14 protein-coding genes and 2 tRNA genes are annotated in these 18,806 nt (G+C 35.7%); 5 read left to right on the top strand and 11 right to left on the bottom strand.

Annotated features, from left to right (window positions below; translation table 11 throughout):
* The first annotated feature begins 74 nt into the window (after positions 1-74).
* Entirely contained in the window at positions 75-1,262 is a 1,188-nt protein-coding gene (locus CWS01_RS21660; RefSeq protein WP_101179594.1) for a helix-turn-helix domain-containing protein, read from the top strand.
* 341 nt (positions 1,263-1,603) lie between these two features.
* Here CWS01_RS21660 and pdxR read toward each other — a convergent pair whose 3' ends face one another.
* On the bottom strand, positions 1,604-3,007 hold the full coding sequence (gene pdxR / locus CWS01_RS21655; protein ID WP_101179592.1) for a MocR-like pyridoxine biosynthesis transcription factor PdxR: 1,404 nt from the start codon (positions 3,005-3,007) through the stop codon (positions 1,604-1,606).
* 114 nt (positions 3,008-3,121) lie between these two features.
* Here pdxR and CWS01_RS21650 point away from each other — a divergent pair, with 114 nt between their 5' ends.
* Positions 3,122-3,550: a GNAT family N-acetyltransferase gene (locus CWS01_RS21650; protein ID WP_101179590.1), complete on the top strand. Its 429-nt coding sequence runs from the start codon at positions 3,122-3,124 to the stop codon at positions 3,548-3,550.
* Positions 3,551-3,830: 280 nt separating this feature from the next.
* Here CWS01_RS21650 and CWS01_RS21645 read toward each other — a convergent pair whose 3' ends face one another.
* Positions 3,831-4,040 (bottom strand): hypothetical protein, encoded by a 210-nt coding sequence (locus CWS01_RS21645; protein WP_101179588.1) that lies wholly within the window; start codon positions 4,038-4,040, stop codon positions 3,831-3,833.
* Between the two features lie 484 nt (positions 4,041-4,524).
* On the opposite strand from CWS01_RS21645, the gene CWS01_RS21640 reads away from it, so the two are divergent.
* Positions 4,525-7,182: a SpoIID/LytB domain-containing protein gene (locus CWS01_RS21640; protein ID WP_101179586.1), complete on the top strand. Its 2,658-nt coding sequence runs from the start codon at positions 4,525-4,527 to the stop codon at positions 7,180-7,182.
* Between the two features lie 412 nt (positions 7,183-7,594).
* On the opposite strand, the gene CWS01_RS21635 is transcribed toward CWS01_RS21640, so the two are convergent.
* Together CWS01_RS21635 and CWS01_RS21630 are read right to left on the bottom strand one after the other, a co-directional pair.
* Positions 7,595-8,152: an AAA family ATPase gene (locus tag CWS01_RS21635; protein ID WP_101179584.1), complete on the bottom strand. Its 558-nt coding sequence runs from the start codon at positions 8,150-8,152 to the stop codon at positions 7,595-7,597.
* 570 nt (positions 8,153-8,722) lie between these two features.
* Positions 8,723-9,361 (bottom strand): uridine kinase family protein, encoded by a 639-nt coding sequence (locus CWS01_RS21630; protein WP_157827722.1) that lies wholly within the window; start codon positions 9,359-9,361, stop codon positions 8,723-8,725.
* Between the two features lie 194 nt (positions 9,362-9,555).
* On the opposite strand from CWS01_RS21630, the gene argH reads away from it, so the two are divergent.
* Positions 9,556-11,103, top strand: a complete 1,548-nt coding sequence (gene argH / locus CWS01_RS21625) for an argininosuccinate lyase (RefSeq protein ID WP_101179580.1) — start codon at positions 9,556-9,558, stop codon at positions 11,101-11,103.
* A 109-nt stretch (positions 11,104-11,212) separates the two neighbouring features.
* On the opposite strand, the gene CWS01_RS21620 is transcribed toward argH, so the two are convergent.
* The 5 genes from CWS01_RS21620 to CWS01_RS21600 all read right to left on the bottom strand — a co-directional run bounded on the left by CWS01_RS21620 (position 11,213) and on the right by CWS01_RS21600 (position 16,464).
* A complete protein-coding gene (locus CWS01_RS21620; protein ID WP_101179578.1) occupies positions 11,213-12,100 on the bottom strand; it encodes a TauD/TfdA dioxygenase family protein in 888 nt (295 codons plus the stop codon).
* 232 nt (positions 12,101-12,332) lie between these two features.
* Positions 12,333-13,700, bottom strand: a complete 1,368-nt coding sequence (locus CWS01_RS21615) for an LLM class flavin-dependent oxidoreductase (RefSeq protein ID WP_101179576.1) — start codon at positions 13,698-13,700, stop codon at positions 12,333-12,335.
* Positions 13,701-13,720: 20 nt separating this feature from the next.
* Positions 13,721-14,551, bottom strand: a complete 831-nt coding sequence (locus tag CWS01_RS21610) for an ABC transporter permease (RefSeq protein ID WP_407938593.1) — start codon at positions 14,549-14,551, stop codon at positions 13,721-13,723.
* Positions 14,552-14,580: 29 nt separating this feature from the next.
* Entirely contained in the window at positions 14,581-15,408 is an 828-nt protein-coding gene (locus tag CWS01_RS21605; RefSeq protein ID WP_101179574.1) for an ABC transporter ATP-binding protein, read from the bottom strand.
* 15 nt (positions 15,409-15,423) lie between these two features.
* Entirely contained in the window at positions 15,424-16,464 is a 1,041-nt protein-coding gene (locus tag CWS01_RS21600) for an ABC transporter substrate-binding protein (RefSeq protein ID WP_407938594.1), read from the bottom strand.
* Between the two features lie 554 nt (positions 16,465-17,018).
* Here CWS01_RS21600 and CWS01_RS21595 point away from each other — a divergent pair.
* Entirely contained in the window at positions 17,019-18,329 is a 1,311-nt protein-coding gene (locus CWS01_RS21595) for an amidohydrolase family protein (protein WP_101179572.1), read from the top strand.
* Between the two features lie 285 nt (positions 18,330-18,614).
* Here the strand turns inward: CWS01_RS21595 and CWS01_RS21590 are convergent.
* Both CWS01_RS21590 and CWS01_RS21585 read right to left on the bottom strand, forming a co-directional pair.
* A tRNA-Asn gene (locus tag CWS01_RS21590) sits at positions 18,615-18,689 on the bottom strand.
* Positions 18,690-18,702: 13 nt separating this feature from the next.
* Positions 18,703-18,776, bottom strand: a tRNA-Gly gene (locus tag CWS01_RS21585).
* Positions 18,777-18,806 lie beyond the last annotated feature (30 nt).

Genomic DNA, 18,806 nt, shown 5'->3' with positions numbered 1-18,806 from the left:
TTTTTGCTAATTCATGGTAATATTTAAGGGAAAATAGTAATTTTTTATTATTTATTTGGAAAGGAAATAATTTGATGAAAAGGCCAACGGAATTTATTGAAACCGCTTGCAAATTAGTGCGCAATGCAACAAACATCCCAATATTTTTTATAAAAAAAAACCAGGAAATAACCAGGATTTTTAACATTGTCTCTTCTTCGTTAATTGAACAAAAAAAATTGCCGAAAACATTACTCGACCATTTCTTTTCAATCAATCTGATAAAACCCATTCAATTAGTTTATCTAAACAATCGAAATGACTGTGTTGTTTTATTGCCTTATCCAGAAAAAAATGAGGAAAGAATCCTTTTATGGCCGAATGCCGAAAACTACTTTTTAGATCATACCTTATCCATCCCATTAGAAACTGAGAAAACCTACGATACAAACGCGCTTTTCAACACAGCAATTTTATTGCATCATCTTTTTTATCAGGAGTCTTTGACACTAACACAAGTCAAACAGGACAATGAAAATGTACATACATCTCCAACCCCTGATATTATTGAATTAAAAATTATGGAACAGCGAGAGAATAGCAGCTATCACAGTTCTTTTCTTGCAGAAAAAAAAATTTTCCAGAGCATTCAATTAGGGAATCCAGAGAAAATGCTTTATTATTTTAAACTTCATTCTCAAGAAGGAATTTACGGAACGTTATCTAAAAAGGATCTCCTTAGAAACAAAAAAAATTTTCTTATAACGGGCATCACTCTTGCAACTAGGGCATCTATAGAAGGAGGTCTGTATCCAGAAATCGCTTATAATTTAAGTGATTCCTATATCCAGCATATTGAGGAAATAAATAGCATTCAAACACTTGATAAACTATTAGAGGAAATCCTAATTGACTTTACGGAACGAGTAAGGAAGGCGAACCGGTCGCACTATACAAAAACCATCCTTTTATGTCAAGAGTATATTTTTAATCATTTATATGAAGAATTAAAATTAGAAGTGATAGCCAAACAATTAAATATTAGCCCCTCCTATCTTTCTAATAAATTTAAAGAAGAAACAGGAGAGACGTTAAAAGCTTTTATTCAGCGCAAAAAAATTGAAGAGGCAAAAAACCTTATTGTCTATTCGGATCTTAGCGTAAGTGAAATATACTCTGTACTAAATTTTCATGACCAAAGCTACTTTATAAAAGTTTTTAAGAAGTTAACAGGACTCACCCCAAAACAATATAAAAATAGCTTTATCATAAAAACATCTTAAATCGACTACTGCAACAAAATTCTATTAAAAGATTCTGGCTTCAAATCAAATTGATAGAATTCCCCTCGAATTTCCAATACTGATTCCCGCTCTTTTTTAAGTGGATTATTCACAATCAATACGATGGAATCAGCAGAATTTTGGAAAGCAAGTGCACATGCAGTAAGATGGCCTTTTATTTCTAGTCTTACTGCTCGATTTTTTACAAAAATGAATCTGGATAATTATACAACATCCACTCTAAATGCTAATTTCCATCATCGCTTCTAAATAAGTAGTTAAACCCTGCTTTTATTTTGTTTACTCTTGCTTCAAATAAATTGGAAGTCTAAACAATGCTTCTAAAAATTCCACGCTTCTTTTAACAGCCGAATTCCTGCATCAATCTCTGACTCTGATAATCCGCCAAACCCTATTAAAATATGAGCATTGTCTTTTTTTATATACGTATCATGATAGACAGATATTGGATATACTTTTACACCAGTATCTAATGCCATCTGGATCAGCATATCTTCTTCCATCCCGTTTTTCACTTCCAAAACGATATGCAGTCCTGCATTTTCTCCAATTATTTTTACCTTATCCCCTAAATATCTTTTTACAGAAACTATTAAAACCTTATGTTTTTTTCGATAAAGCGTCCTCATTTTGTTTAAATGTGTTTGCCAATGTCTATCTTTCATAAAGCGATATAAAGTATCTTGATGAAGACGAGAAGCTGTCTGCTTATAAATGGTAAAATTCTCTTTGTATTTTTTTATCAGGGATTGGGGCAGCACCATGTAGCTTATACGGATAGATGGAATCAAAGACTTGGAAAATGTTCCTAGATAAATAACCCTTCCTTTTGCATCCAATCCTTGTAAAGATGGAATAGGTTTTCCTTTATAACGATATTCTCCATCATAATCATCTTCTATGATATAACCATTTCGTTCTTCAGCCCATTTTAATAACTCCAATCTGCGCGAAATTGGCATTACCATACCATAAGGAAATTGATGAGATGGTGTAACATACACTGCATTCGCCTTCGTATTTGTTAAATGGTTTATCTCTATTCCATTCTTATCAAGGGGAATAGAGATAATAGATGCACCTACATCCTGCAGTACTACCCTTGTTCGATGAAAACCGGGATTCTCCAGGGCAAAAGTATGATTTTTTCCAATCAGCAAACATAACATGCCCATCAGCACTTGAGTACCTGCTCCAATAATAATTTGATCAGAGGAGCATCTGACACCCCTTGATGCAAATAAATGTGCGGATATTTGCTTGCGAAGTTCCAGTTCTCCTTGAGGATTTCCCGTATAAAATAAGTCCCCTTGATCTTCATATAAAGATTGAACAGTTAACTTTCTCCATATAGAATAAGGAAACTGTTTTAAATCGATTTTGCCTGAATGGAAATCAATTTTAATATTTGTTTGGACGTTTTCACTCTTTTTCTCATAGTTTCGAGAATATTCTTGATTAGCCATTATGTCATCTTCAAGTTTTATTACATATAAACCTTTGCGAGGTCTGCTTTCTATAAATCCTTCTGCTTTTAATTGATCATAAGCTGATTGAATAGTATTGAGGCTTAAACCAAGGTGATTAGATAATCTTCTTTTGGAAGGCAATTTTTCTTGTGATTTAATTTTGCCAGCTAATATTTCTTGTTTGATATAATCGGCCAGCTGCATATATAGTGGTTTATTGCTTTTGTATTCCAAACCTGGTGTGATTTCCATCATAAGCTTCTTCCCTCTCTTCAACTGGTGCTATTAAAATCTCCTAATCTGATACTTTTTATTATATCAGTTTATGATTAAATAATAGATAATCCCACTTATAAGGAGATGATAAAAATGATCAAAATAAAAGAATTAAAAGGTGAACTTGAATGGAAGGAAGCCTTTCCAGTGATGAAACAATTAAGAACACATTTGGATGAAATAAATTATCTTCAATTGGTGCAAGAAGCGAAAGAAAAGAACCAATATACAATGGTTGCTTTATATGAAAAGGAACAAATTGCCGCAGTAACAGGATTTATGCCAATGGTTACCTTATATAACGGAAGATTTATCTGGGTATGTGACCTTATTACAGATGCAAATAGCCGGGCAAAAGGGTATGGCGCTAAACTTTTAAGTTATGTAGAAGAATGGTCTAAGAAACATGGCTATGATATTGTCTCCCTCTCATCAGGACTGCAGCGTGTAGATGCCCATCGATTTTATGAAGAGAAAATGAAATATAACAAAGGCAGCTATGTTTTTCTAAAAAAGCTGTGAATTCAAGTAGAATGCTAAAAAATTCCTATCGAATAAAGTGAAACTTCAATCAGTGGGGGGTTTCTCCATCCCCACTGATTGTTAGTTGAACCAATCGGGTCTTTACGGGCAGTTATCCCCCACCTAGATTTCTCGTTTCTTCTCATCCTCCCTTAAGTGGGAGTTTTACTGCCCGTTAATGCCGGATAAAATGGAAGTTCGCATATAAGAATTAGACTACTTATAGAGTTTAACTTAGGATTTTGGGATTTCCTAAGTTGAACTCCTTCATATGCCAAATTCAGTTTTTTACAACTGTTATCTCCTTATACAACAAAGCCCAATTCTGAGGTGCAGGCAATCTAATATGCCAAAAAGTTGTTCCAGCCAATTTATAAATATCAATGAGTTGATATTTTTCTATATAGCTTCGAATATCCTCAAACCAAACAATATGCTCTACATTTCCGGACCAATACCGATAACCATGGCGATTTAGCCGGATTGTCATATTGAATAGGTGCTCCCGCTGAAATTGCCTCATTTTGTGCAACAAAGACAGATAATCCCTGAGTTGAATTCGCCGATAGCGACTTTATCATATCCATATAACAGCATAGCAATGAACAGCTTTTGTTGATTCACTAAAGTTAGCGCGTACTTGACTACTTGTTCGACCCATTAAATTGTAATTTACTTTTATTAGAAATGATTTAATCATCACTCTTCCCTATTTTTATAAAAATTTGCAAGGAAAGTACCTAAATCAGCAAGCCATTTAACAAAACCACATCTTCTAAAAAATGATGGAAAATTAATTAATCTAAACTGAATAGTTACCTTCTTGTTGCCCCTTTATATATCCAACATTAACCACGAAAAAATAGAATCTAACTATGATAGAATCAAAGAAGATTTTTTCAATACAAGAAAAGTCAAGATAATAGATTTTTTCCTATTATTGATAGATTAAGAGTTTTTATAAAGGAGTTCATATGCTAAAAAAAATACTTTCCTTATCAATATCATTGATGCTGCTGATTTCACTTCTGCAAGCTTATGAATATATTGCCTATGCAAGTGAAGAAGAGCCACAAGTACATGTAAAGTTAAAGAACTATCTTGGAAATAAAACACAAATTTCTATTAAACCAGCCGGTACCTATAAAATTGGTGATAAAGAGACAACTTTAAACAGTAATAAGGCTTACACGCTTGAATTAGAAGACTTGAAACTAAATTTATATTTAGATGGCAAGCTTATTTATTCATCAAGTTCCTTTACCTTATCTTCATCTAGTTCAGATAGTTACCTGACTATTAATAATCGGGAATATAAAGGTTCTTTTCAATTCATGATAGAGGCTGTCAGCGGAAAAAATTATATACGGCCAATCAACACAGTGGGAATGGAAGATTATGTGAAGGGAGTTGTCCCTAATGAAATGTATGCGTCCTGGAATATCGAAGCATTAAAAGCACAAGCAGTTGCAGCTCGTACTTATTCGTGGAACTTTGATAACAAAACGATTGATGATACAACCAATTACCAAGTGTATGGTGGATATATGATAGGTGATTACTATAATAATTCCAATAAGGCTGTAGCAGATACAACAGGACAAGTATTAAAATACAATAATCGTTTAATTGATGCTGTCTTCTCTGCAAGTAATGGAGGGATAGTGGAATCAGCTAAAAGTGCCTGGGGAAATGAATATGCTTATTTGCAATCCTATATAGATCCGTATGATACGAACTACTCTTGGAATTTTGACATACAAACAACCCAAATCGACATGAAGGACAAAGATTTGGCAGAACCAGATACATGGTGGAACAAAGTTTCTGAAAAAGACAGTACAGTGTCAGCCAATATTAAAAAATGGTTAAAGGATAATGGCTATGAAGACAAGGATTTAAAGATTGTTTCCATTCCAACCTTGTCATTGAATAACCCGTCTGCCACTAAAAGAGTAGCTGCTGGTTCTCTTACCGTTCAGTTTTATGTGAAGGATTTAATGAATGATGGTGAGCTTGCTTTACAAACGATAAAGAAAACGAATGTGAACTATACACAAATGCGAGCAATGCTTGGATCTTCTATTGTTAAAACATCGGTAATAATTGAAAGTTCTTCCAGCTCTGTCGCCCACAGTATTGCAGGAAGGGGATATGGCCACGGTGTTGGATTAAGCCAGTACGGTTCCAATAATCGGGCAATAGCGGGGCAAAACTATAAAACCATTCTAGAATTCTATTATCCTGGAACCGATTTAATAACGGAATATACAAAAACTGATATTTCAGGCCCTTTCGTAAAAGATGCAGCAGCTTCCTTTAGCAGCTCAAATGATACCGTCAACGTATCTTTTACTCTAACTAAAACAGCTAATATCATTGTCAGAATTAAGGATTCAGCTAATAAGATTATTACGACTCTTTTAAATAATGAGTCCATAGATGTTGGCAGTCATTCCTATACAGCCGATGTTTCGGACTGGAGCAATGGAAACTACACTGCTGAAATCATTGCAATAGACAGTAATAATAACCAAACAACAATGGAGGCAGTCGCTCAAGTAGCAAAAGTTTCTGCTCCTTCCATCAGTTCGATTAAAACTTCTTATGATGTATCGACAAATAAAATGGCTGCCTCCTTTATCGTGAATCAGGCAACCAAAACAACGGTGAACATTAAAGACAGCAACAATAAAGTCATTAAAACATTAGCTAGCAGTCAATCCATTGCTGCAGGAACTGCTTCTTATAGTTGGGACACTTCAAATGTAAATAACGGAACCTATACATTAGAAATAGTATCCGCTAATAGTGCTGGTAAGGAAACAACTTCTGCTCAAAAATTTATATTAACAAAAGCTTCCATAGCTACATCAGCCATTAAAGATGTAAAAACCAGCTATGATGCAAAAAATAATAAAGTACAGGTAAGTTTTCATGTAAATCAAACAACGAAGACAACTGTTCAGATAAAAGACAGTAAAAACAAAGTCGTCAAAATTTTAGCGACCAACCAATCTAAAGCAGCAGGAACAATAACGTATTACTGGGATGTCAGTAAAGTAAATAATGGAACATACACAGTATATATTAGTTTAACAAATAGTAATAATCAAAAAAAGACAACAACTCAGAAGTACACATTCAAAAAGGCTGCCCCCCCTACAATTAAGGATATAAAGACAAGCTATAATACTAGCAACAATCAAATAAAAGTAAACTTTCATGTAAATCAGACTACGACAACAACGGTAAAAATCAAAAACAGCAAAAATAAAATCGTCAAAACACTTGTCTCTAATAAGTCACTAAAAGCAGGGGCTTATTCCTATACTTGGAGTGTAGGAAATACTAGTGATGGAAACTATACCGTATCTATTGAATCAGTAAACTCAAATAAGTTGAAAAAAACAGCTACAAAGAAGTTTAATTTATACAAAGTAAAAACAGGAACAGTAAAAGCATCTAGTCTAAATGTTAGGCAGAAGCCAACTGCATCCTCAAAAAAGGTAGGCACCGTTCCAAATAATAAAAAAATAACCTTATATGCTAAAAATGGATCATGGTATCAAATAAAATATGGAAAAGTTAATGGTTATGTATCTACTAAGTATGTAAAAAATGTAAAATAACAAAAAACAAAAAGAAGTAAGGCAATAACGCTTTACTTCTTTTTGTTTTTTTAAAAATATGGAATGTGGAGATGGAAGAAACTCGGATTATTTTTTATCCTAACCTTTTATATTGTTAAAAAACGGAATAAGATAATAATACCTAAGTTCTAGCGAGTATAGCGCATACCTTCTCTATAACTTTTCTATTAACCTCTCTTTAAACCAGCTATTTATGCAATCCGCATGGCTTGGATGATGGCAGATATAGAGATGTATTGGTGTAATCATAGCACCAAATATCAACTTCCCAACACTCAGAATCACTTATCTACACTTATGCCGTTAACATTCTTTGCCCCTGATTAACAGCGAAAAAGCATATGATTATATCTTACAGACAAAGTACTTGCCAACTACCCTAAATAATTTGCTATAAATGGAATTGATCTTTTATCATTTTGGCGACTGCCTCAGGCTGAAGCTTTGTATTGTTTATTTTTATATAATTCCTTCTTTTTATTTCTCCTTTTATTGAATTCAATCTGTATACATCCATGGAACTTTTCAATTCTCGTTCAGACTGCTTAATATTTCTTTTTGTAGGTTTATGCTCAAGTCTATGAGGCGTTTTATTACGGATTAGCCTTTCTTCAAAATCCGCTTCAAGTTCCACAAAGTAAATATCTCCTCCTTTTTCCTCAAAAATACGGCATATAGTCTCAACAAAATCCCAGTCTTCTTGCTGATCAAATGCCCATACATAAGTGAAAATCATGCCAGACAAATCACTTTTAGCCACTTCTTTAAATATCTCTAAACGAAATAAATCTACCAATCTCCATGTTTCTTGGCTGAATCCGAATAAGGGATACACTAATTCGATTGTCATATGATTATGAAAAAGCTTTAATTCTGTGATTTTTTCTAGTTCCTGTCCAACCGTCATTTTCCCAACTGCTTGTGGTCCAAATATTAGAACAAATTGCATAAATCCACCTCATTGATTATCTGTTTCCATGCGATTTTTACTATAATTTTCTCGACGCAGTCTTTTTCTTCCTTTACCAACTAAACATTTCAGTTAATAACTCAATAAAAAGGATCGCTAATAGAAAGGCAGGAATAGAAAGAAAAATTTAATTTCGTAAATGAAGGCCTTCTAAGCTTCCATATAGCTTGCTTGCCAAAATAAAGTGAAACTTCGATCAGCGGGAGTTTTCTTCATCCACCACTGATTGTTAGTTGAACCAATCAGGCTTTTATGGGCAGTTATCCCCCACCTAGATTTCTCATTTTCTCTTACCATCCCTTAGGTGGGGGTCAAAAGCCCGTTAATGCGTGATAACAATGATTGCAGCATCAAGCAGACTAATGCAGATTGCAATAAGATCCACATATGTAAATGATTTGCTGATATATTGATCTAAAATACTATTAAGAACAAAAAGTATACTAAATAATACAAATTGACAGATAAAAATTTAATATAATTTTTCATAACTAGCTTCTACACAGCTCTCCTTATGGAATTTCACTTCTTCCAAAAGTAATGCTCTTCTTATAATAAGAAGGCAGAACTTTTTAAAACATTTATCTCCAGATCTTTTATATCGGATTTTTTACCAGTTCCATCAATAACAAAATCTGCATGTTCCATCGGCTTTTGAGCCTTTATATAAAGTTCTTCTGCGGGCATCCATAAATCTTCCCATAACCCCCGCTTCTCTTCGCCGTCTCGTTCAATCCCTCGGGATAATCTTACATCTCTTGGAGTTTCCATCCAAATAGTAAAATCGTAGTAAGTTCTAAATCTTTCTATTAACGAGTAGCATCCTTCTATAATGACAACTCCTCTAGCAGAAACATTATGCCATTCTGAAATCTGATCTGTGTTCCAATCATATCGTTGATAGCGAGTATTTTGATTTTTGCTTAAAGGAATTAGAACTTGTTCCTTTACACGATCACAATCCCAATTGCCGCCAATCTCTTTATCTACTGATTCTCTTTGTTTGGAAGTTTTATAGAAATCATCCATATGAATAACTGCAACATTTGGTTGATCGATTGCCTTTAAACTTTCTGCTAAAGTGCTTTTGCCGGATCCCCCACAACCATCTATACCTATTAATAATGTTTGATTGCTTTCTTTGTTTTTTATGAATTGTTTATAAAGCTTTTCTACAGATATATTCAAATTACAATTCCTCCCTTTTTTATATATAGAAATTCCATGATTTAAGTTTCTATTCCTTCTTTTTATTTGATTTCTCCCTCCCTTTTTTCCAACTCTAACCCTTATTTCCTCTTAATTAAATAACATTCTCTAGGCTAAAAGAATAAGATAAAAATAAACATGCAACTTTAATTAATCCTTGAGGAGGAAGAATAATGGAAACCTCAAATAATGATTCCATAAAGGAAAATACTTTACAAGACGGTACGCAAAAAGAGCAAATTTTTCAAAAGGAAGGGCACCATTTTCCAGGAAAAACATATACAGAAACAGTTCTTGAACCGGCGTATGACGAAGCAAAAGTGCATTTATTAAAGCCGATGATGGCCATTAATAAAGCACATCTTATTATGTTAACCGAGCAGCAACTACTTAGCGCCGAGGAAGGAAAAAAAATTGCAGAAGCAATAAACAGTCTAGATTTACAGACACTCCGCACTTCTCATTACACTGGTCAAGTAGAGGACTTGTTTTTCCAAATTGAAAATGAACTGTTGAATAAAGCAGGCGAAATTGCAGGAAATCTTCATATAGCAAGAAGTCGCAATGATATGTGCATTACCATGTTCCGTCTTGCATTAAGGGGAAAAATGCAGACTGCTTTATCCTCCATTTTGTTTTTAAAAGAACAACTTCTTCAATTTGCCAAAATCCATGTTGATACGCTTATGATTGGTCATACTCATACCCAACAAGCACAGCCGACTACATTGGCACATTATACAATGGCAGTGGTAGATTCCTTAAATCGAGATATCGAGCGATTTCAGCTGGCGTATAACCATTGCAACTCAAGTCCAATGGGAGCGGCCGCTTTTACTACTTCTGGATTTAATATCAGCCGGGAAAAAATGAAGGAACTGCTTGGGTTTGATCGTGTAATAGAAAACTCTTATGATGCAATTGCAGGAGCAGATTATATCGCCGAAGTCATGACTTCAACCCAAATTATCTCTATTAATCTTGGTCGATTTGTTCAAGATTTGTTGCTTTGGAGTACACAAGAATACAACGTGCTGCGTGTTGCCGATCCTTATGTACAAATCAGTTCGATTATGCCCCAAAAGCGAAATCCAGTTTCTTTAGAACATATTCGATCGTTATTATCCAGTTGTGTCGGCAATACAAACACTGTGCTGACAATGCTCCACAACACTCCATTTGGCGACATTGTCGATACAGAAGATGATATGCAGCCATACGCTTGGAAAAGTTTACATTTACTAGATAAATTATGTAGACTTTTAGCCTGTGTTATTGCAACAGCTGAAATTAATAAAGATACTTTACGAAAAAGAACTGCAGCAAGTTTTGCAACTATTACCGAACTGGCCGATACAATCGTGCGCACAGACCAGCTTCCATTCCGTACAGCCCATATAATCGCAAGCCATATTGTACAAAAGGCACTTGCTGAAAACCTCCCTCCACAAAAAATTACATTAGAAATTGTAAACCGAAGTGCCGTTTCTGTTATCGGAAAAAAATTAACATTAGATGAAACAACATTGCAACAATCCTTAGATCCTGTTTATTTTGTCAATATCCGAACATTACAGGGTGGACCGAATCCCAATGAAGTTAAAAGAATGATAAATGGGAGGATGAAACAGCAGAAAGAGCAGGAGGATTGGTTAACAATTGTTAAGAAAAAATCAGAAGAGACCTTTTGTAGGTTGGATGACATACTTGAAACATGGTAAAAAAGAGGAGCTTTTTTGCAAATGGAAAGCTCCTCTTTTGTTTGTTTTGATAAATATTATGTAGCTACTAGTTGTTTGGAAGAAAAATGTTTTCCAGTCGTTTAATCCCTTATTTTTTTACAATCAGCGAACTAGATTCATTCCTTTGACTGACTGGCACATCATTCCCTACAGTAACTCGTCTGACAACGCGATGCTCGTCGTAGTCGGCAATAGCATAATGCTGAGTAGCTAAATTATCCCAAATAGCCACATCTCCTTCACTCCATTGCCAGCGAACAGTATTTTCTAACCGAGTAATATGAGCGTCAAAAATACTTAATAATCGTTCTGATTCGCTTGTTGTATATCCTTCAATTCGTCCGGCAAAGCCTCCTAGCAGCAAATGTTTTTTCCCTGTTTCTGCATGGACATGAACAACTGGATGTCTCGTTTTGAAAATGGTTGATTCAAATACTGCCCGACTTTTCTCGCTTGCCTCATCTTTGCTGTCATTTCGTTTAAATTGCGCATAATCAAACTCATTTGTGTGGATCGCCCACAACTCGTCTGCCAAGTTCTTTAATCCATCAGGAAGATTTTCATATGCTGCATTGGTATTAGCCCAAACAGTATCACCTCCAACTTTAGGAATTGTCACACCTCTTAGAATGGAATACTTCGGCACCTCTGGAACAAAAGTTACATCTGTATGCCAGTGATTCGCTTTTGCACCTCGCTTTGAATCTAATTCAAAAATATAGTTAGTATTAGTTTTTACCGGCACGGTTGGATGCGCGTATGGTTCGCCAAAAAGATTGGCAAATGCTTCTTGAGATGCATCATCTAAATGATTTTGTCCTTTAAAGAAGACGACTTTATATTCATTAAGCGCTTTTTTTATTTCGCTGAAAACAGTTGGATCTAGATCTGCTGATAATTGCACCCCTTTTATTTCTGCACCGATTCTCCCTGCAACAGGCACGATTGTTAATTGGCTGATTTGTTTTGTAGACATAATTGGACTCCTCCTAAAATATAAAATTAGTTTTGATAAGAATAAATAAATCATTTGAGGTACTATCTAGGTCTTGATTTTTTCCTTTTTTATAACCGAGTATCACCTCCTTAATAGATAAGTAGAAGATTATATAATTCTGGAGTATTATTTCAAATGACAAAGATTCATTTTACAAAAAACAAAATATAAAACTTTTATTTGCTGACCTCTCTAGTTGTCTAGTGAATTTCTATTTATTTGTTTCAATCATTTCTTTTACTTTTTTCCCCACATTACTAGAAGGTCTTTTTAATCCTAAATTTTCTCTTAATGTATGGCCGCTATACTCTGTACGAAATAGTCCTCTTTTTTGGAGTTCTGGAATAACTAAATCCACAAAATCATCTAATCCCCCTGGCAAATGTGGAGGCATGATATTAAAGCCGTCCGCTGCACCATTTTCAAACCATTCTTGCATTTGATCGGCAATCTGCTCTGGCGTCCCTTTTATCTCTCTATGTCCGCGAGCACCAGCAATTCGCTGATATAACTTCCGAATAGTCAATCCTTCGCGGTCAGCAAGATCCTTTAATAATTTAAAACGACTTTTTCCACCGTTTACTTGATCTAAATCTGGAAGATCTGGCAGTGGTCCATCTAAAGGATAGCCTGATAAATTCACGCTTATCATGCCGGAAAGAAGAGCAACACCTGATTCTTCTGGTATAAGCTCTTCTAAAAGCTGTTTATTTTTGTCTGCTTCCCCTTCCGTTCTTCCAATAACAGGGAAAATCCCTGGCATAATTTTCAGTTCATCAGGAGAACGTCCATATTTCTTCATTCTTCCTTTGACATCGGCATAAAATCCCTGCGCTTCTTCTAACGTTTGCCATGCAGTAAAAATGACTTCAGCAGTCCGTGCCGCAAGCTCCTTCCCATCTTCTGAAGAGCCTGCTTGAATCACAACAGGATGTCCTTGTACCGGCCGGGAAATATTTAGCGGCCCTTCTACAGAAAACCATTCTCCTTTATGGTTAATGGAATGTATTTTGGAAGGATCTGCAAATAATGCCGATTCTTTATCGATAACCAGTGCGTCATCTTCCCAGCTATCCCAAAGCTTTGTTACAACATCCACAAATTCTTCAGCCCGTTCATAACGTTTTGCATGCTGCAAATGTTGTTCCTGGCTAAAGTTTTTTGCTTCTCCTTCCGTATTGGATGTAACCACATTCCATGCAGCTCTCCCTCCACTTAAATGATCTAAAGATGCAAATTTGCGAGCAACATTAAATGGCTCATTATAGGTAGTAGACACCGTTGCGGCAAGCCCAATGGAACGAGTTACCGCAGAAAGGGCTGATAAAAGAGTAAATGGTTCAAAAAGTGTGTGTACACTTTGACTTAGTGCCGTTTTGTCTTTTGCTCTTACTGCATAGCCATCAGCAAGAAAAATCATATCAAACTTACCCCGCTCTGCTGTTTGCGCAAGTCTCTTAATAAAATCGAAATTCATTATCTGATCTGCTTCTGCCTCTGGATGCCGCCATGCTGCCACATGATGCCCTGGTATCATAAAAAATGCGCCTAATTTCATTTCATTCTCATTTTTTGTCATCTTTTTATCCTTCTTTCCTATTATTTTTCATTAGGATTCGTCTTCCAGCTGGAAAATCTTCTTTCTAACGAAACTAAAAGATAGTTTAAAAGAAATCCAACAAGAGATATTGTCAGAATACCTGCATACATTTGCGGAATTTGAAAATTCATTTGTGCGTAATTAATTAAATAGCCAAGACCCTCTTTGGCACCAACCATTTCAGCTGCAATTAAAACAAGAATAGAGGAGGTTCCCGCCATACGTATTCCGGTAAAAATAGTCGGAATTGATGCAGGAATAATGACTTTATAAAATAGTTTGTAAGAGGCGAGTCCCATTGACTTAGCTGAGCGAATAAGCAAAGGATCCACATTTCGAACAGCATTAATAGTATTTAAAAGAATTGGAAAGATACAAGCAAATAACACAATGGAAACTTTAGATAATTCTCCAATTCCTAATAGTAAAATAAAAACTGGCAGCAACGCCAAAGCAGCCGTATTTCGGAATAACTCTAATACAGGATTTAGCAGTTCATTTGCCAAAGGATACCATCCAATGATCAGGCCTAACGGAATGGCAATTATAATGGCTAAGCCAAAGCCGATCAATGACCGGAGAATGCTTGCTTCAAAGTGGGCGACTAATTCTCCAGAGATTAACAATCCCCAAAAGCCTTCTGCTACTTTTGAAAAAGGTGGAAAAAAAGTGCTGTCCACCAAACCCATGCGAGGAGCTGTTTCCCAAAGTAGAAGTAGAAAGATAATGACTGCTGTTTGTTTCGCTAATTTTCCTACCCAATAAAAAGAAAATCTGATTCCATGTGATACTCGTACAGGATATCCTAAAGATTTATCAACACTTGCCAATTGTTTCACCCCTTATAAAATGCATTTTTTTAAGCTGATTGTCCTGTTTTTTGATCATTTTGCGATTTTTTTACTTCCTCTCGAAGAAGTTCCCAAATTTGATGGCGGGCATTCGCAAATTCAACGGTAGAGCGCAAATCTTCTTCCACACTGCTTTTTTGCAGGGGATTTTGGATGATATGTTTAATCGTTCCAGGCCGAGACGTCATAACAGCTACTCGCTGTCCTAAATACACTGCTTCATCAATACCATGTGTAATAAAAATGATCGTCTTTTTTGTCTGTTCCCAAATTTGCAAAAGCTCTGTCTGCAGTGTTTCTCTTGTCTGGGCATCTAATGCAGCAAATGGTTCATCCATTAAAAGGACATCTGGATCAAAAGCCAAACTTCGAGCAATCGCAACACGTTGCTTCATTCCACCTGAAAGTTCATGGGGATAACGATCTTCGAATCCAGATAAACCAACAAGGGATAAGAAATGTCTGGCAATCTCTGTTCGTTCCTTCTTGGGAATTCCTTTTGACTCTAGTCCAAATTCAATATTCCCTTTTGCTGTTTTCCATGGAAACAACGCATATTGCTGAAATACAATGCCACGATCTAAACCAGGACCTTCTATTGCCTTTCCATCCAATAAAATTTGTCCAGAAGTTGGTTTTGTTAAACCTCCCAACAAATCAAGCAATGTAGATTTTCCGCAGCCCGACGGTCCTACTAATGATAAAAACTCCCCACTTTTCACTGAAAAATGCACATTTTGAATAGCTGTAAATTCTTTTGATTCACCCTTTTTTCGATCAGAGCTTCTTACTTTAAAAATCTTTGTTACATGATCAAACTGAATTTTGTCTGTCATTCTAAAAGCACCTCCTTATTTATTTTCAATTTCCTGTTTATATGGATTAAATTCGTTTGTATATAAATCATCCAATTTTACTTGCCCGTTTTTAAACTCCCCACCTTTTTCAAGCCAGTCGACCCATACTTTGAATTCTGATTCTTTGATATATCCGCCTTTCTCTGCTATACCTGGGCTTTTCCAATATTTAATCGTTTCTGTATCTTCCTTGCGGCCTCTCTTTTCAATAATAGATTCAAATCTTGCAATGACTTCTTCTTTAGGTGTTGTTCTTGTCCATTCAATTGCTTTAGCCGTTGCTTCCACAAACTTTTTCACTGTATTTGGATTTTCTTTAATAAACCTCTCCGTAAAAACAAGACTGCCAGCTGTAAAGGAGCCAAACAAATCATAATCGCTAAACAATTTCGTAATTCCGCCATTATCCAATGCCCTGTCTCGAAGCATTCCACTTAATACGGCTACATCAATTTGCTTTTGCCGAAGTGCTTGTTCCGTATTCACTGGGGGCACCACAACTAAAGTAACCTGCTTTATTTCGTCTTCTGTCAGTCCATTTTGCTTCAAGTATTCTTTTAAAATAAATTCTGAATGTGCCCCCATTGTATTCATGCCGACTTTTTTTCCAATTAAATCTTTCGCATTTTTTATTGGACTTCCATCTAATACGTAATATCCCATATAGGTGTCTTCATCGCTTCCGTAATAGCCGATAACTGATTTAAGCGGTGCACCGCTGGCAATCAATTTGGCAATTGCTCCATTAAAGGCGCCGCCAAAATCTGTTTCTCCAGTTGCTGCATTTTGAATCGATGCTGGACCACTAATTGTATTTCCAATCCATTCTAATTTAATCGGATCCAGATATCCTAAATCTTGTGCTAGTTCTGGGTAAGTGACAGTACCAACAGACCCTTCATACTTCAGTTTTAATGTTTCATATTTCCCTTCCGCCTCCCCACCTGTTTTCTTCTCCTCACAGCCGGCTAATGCCACTGCGGATAATATAGCCGCCAATAAAAATTTTGCTTTCCGCCTATTTCTTTTGCTTATCAAAGTCTCTTCCTCCTTTTTCTCCAATAAAAAAACCTTTACATTCAATCAACAAATGATTGTTGTAAAGGCCTCTAGCGGACTAGTCGGCTAATCATCCACCTAAACAAAAAACCGGAGACATCTCTTAAGAAAAAGAAAGGTCTCCGGTTGTCCGGTCAATAATTAATAATTCCTATTGGAATAGTGTGAAAATGATTAATATCAATTTATCAGAAATATTTTAGGTGGTCAAGCGTTAATTCAGGAAATTTCAAATATTTTATACATTTCAGAAAAAAGCCTTTCAAATCCGTTATTTTGTTTACCCATTTCTTCCTATTAATTTCTAATTTTCTAATGCTTGTACTCTCTAACTGATTATCCTCTTCTTACCATTTATAGGATGAAAATAGCAAATTATAATTCCCTGTAGACTTTTTTAACAATATGTACACACATTTTCAATTTGATGTTATAATAAGAAAAATTTAAGTTGTCAGACCTCTTATTTATTTACAAGACATTGCTGACAAGGAGATAGATAAACGAATTATTCATTTAGGAGGGTTAGGATGAAAACAGCTTATATCAATGCTGCTTTTTTTACAATGGATCAAAAAAATCAAATTTTTAATAATGGTTTAATGATAATAGAAAACGAAATGATTATATATATAGGTAGCTTCCAAAATCAATTGGTAGAAGAAGCAGAAAATATCGTAGACTTAAAAGGAAAATGGGTCATGCCAGGACTTGTAAATACTCATTCTCATATCGTGATGACTCTTCTTCGGGGAATTGGCGATGATATGCTGTTAAAACCATGGCTTGAAACGAGAATTTGGCCATTAGAGGCTCAATTTACAACCGAAATCGCACAAGTAAGCACTGAACTTGGCATGTTAGAAATGTTAAAATCAGGAACAACCTCCTTCTCTGATATGTTTAACCCAAAAGGCATTGATGCAGATGCAGTCATGGAAAAAATCGGAGAAACGGGAATTCGGGGAGCATTTTCTTATACGATTTTCAGCTTAGGGACGGAAAAAGAACAACAGGCACATCTACTAGAAGCAGAACGATTTGCAAAAAAATATAAAACAAGCGCCAATGGGCGTCTCACAACAATGGTGGCTCCCCATAGCCCCTATGCATGTACAACAGAAGCCCTTTTAGAAAGCGTCAGAATTGCAAAGGAAAATGAGCTGATGATCCATATACATGTTTCAGAAACCGATTATGAAATAGCAGATATTCAACAAAGATATGGGCACCGCCCTGTTGAATATCTCCGTCGTTTAGGAATATTTGATTCTCCGACAGTTATGGCCCATGGTGTCGTTTTAAATGAGGAAGAAAGAGAAATATTAAAAGCGTACGATGTTCGAGTTGCTCATAATCCAATCAGCAATCTAAAACTTGGCTCCGGTGTAGCCGATATTGTTCGACTGCTTGACCATGGAATAAAAGTAGGCATTGCCACAGACGGAGTCGCATCCAATAATAACTTTGACATGTTTGAAGAAATGAGAACTGCTGCATTGCTGCAAAAAGGCATGTACAAAGACGCAACAAAACTTCCCGCAAAAACAACCTTATCTCTAGCGACAAGAGTTGGAGCAGAAGCGATTGGCATGAATAGTACTGGCTCCTTGGAACAAGGGAAACAAGCAGATTTTATAACCATCTATCCATATGACAAAGAACATCTGCAGCCGCTAAGCGAAGCTGCGTCCCACCTTCTTTATGCCGCAAATGGACGTGATGTATGTGATGTATATATAAATGGCCAACTAATTGTTAAAGACCGCAGCTGTTTAACGATTGATGAGGAAAAAGTAATTTATGAAACAAATCGCCTGCAAGCAAAATTAAAAAGATAATAATAAAGAATCAGCAGAAGAAAATGCTGATTCTTTTATTTATGTTGTCATTTAATCAAAAATTAGCCAGTACTTCTTAAACAATTTGCTAAATAAGATGCAGTGCTTTTTTATTATTTTTGCTTCATTTTTTAGAAATAGCTATTTTTCGGCAAAATTCATCACTACTCAACCTGCTGCTACAATAAATAAAAAAGCTGAAGCACCAATGGATTCAGAATATACTCTTCTAAATCCATTGATACTTCAATCTATTATGTTTATGTATTATTTTAGACAAAAAAATGGCTCCGCAGGTAGGACTCGAACCTACGACCGTTCGGTTAACAGCCGAATGCTCTACCACTGAGCTACTGCGGAACAATAAATATTTTGGAGCGGGTGATGAGAATCGAACTCACGACATCAGCTTGGAAGGCTGAGGTTTTACCATTAAACTACACCCGCAAATAAATAATAAATGGTGGAGGGGGACGG

The sequence above is a fragment of the Niallia nealsonii genome, assembly GCF_002835805.1.
Classification (GTDB): Bacteria; Bacillota; Bacilli; order Bacillales; family Cytobacillaceae; genus Niallia; species Niallia nealsonii.
This window is presented reverse-complemented; position numbering and strand designations above follow the sequence as displayed.

What these genes read in the sequence shown, in the direction of transcription:
- CWS01_RS21660 (WP_101179594.1), top strand. Translation starts at nt 75, where the DNA reads ATGAAAAGGCCAACGGAATTTATTGAAACCGCTTGCAAATTAGTGCGC.
- pdxR (WP_101179592.1), bottom strand. Translation starts at nt 3,007, where the DNA reads ATGATGGAAATCACACCAGGTTTGGAATACAAAAGCAATAAACCACTA.
- CWS01_RS21650 (WP_101179590.1), top strand. Translation starts at nt 3,122, where the DNA reads ATGATCAAAATAAAAGAATTAAAAGGTGAACTTGAATGGAAGGAAGCC.
- CWS01_RS21645 (WP_101179588.1), bottom strand. Translation starts at nt 4,040, where the DNA reads ATGACAATCCGGCTAAATCGCCATGGTTATCGGTATTGGTCCGGAAAT.
- CWS01_RS21640 (WP_101179586.1), top strand. Translation starts at nt 4,525, where the DNA reads ATGCTAAAAAAAATACTTTCCTTATCAATATCATTGATGCTGCTGATT.
- CWS01_RS21635 (WP_101179584.1), bottom strand. Translation starts at nt 8,152, where the DNA reads ATGCAATTTGTTCTAATATTTGGACCACAAGCAGTTGGGAAAATGACG.
- argH (WP_101179580.1), top strand. Translation starts at nt 9,556, where the DNA reads ATGGAAACCTCAAATAATGATTCCATAAAGGAAAATACTTTACAAGAC.
- CWS01_RS21620 (WP_101179578.1), bottom strand. Translation starts at nt 12,100, where the DNA reads ATGTCTACAAAACAAATCAGCCAATTAACAATCGTGCCTGTTGCAGGG.
- CWS01_RS21615 (WP_101179576.1), bottom strand. Translation starts at nt 13,700, where the DNA reads ATGACAAAAAATGAGAATGAAATGAAATTAGGCGCATTTTTTATGATA.
- CWS01_RS21605 (WP_101179574.1), bottom strand. Translation starts at nt 15,408, where the DNA reads ATGACAGACAAAATTCAGTTTGATCATGTAACAAAGATTTTTAAAGTA.
- CWS01_RS21595 (WP_101179572.1), top strand. Translation starts at nt 17,019, where the DNA reads ATGAAAACAGCTTATATCAATGCTGCTTTTTTTACAATGGATCAAAAA.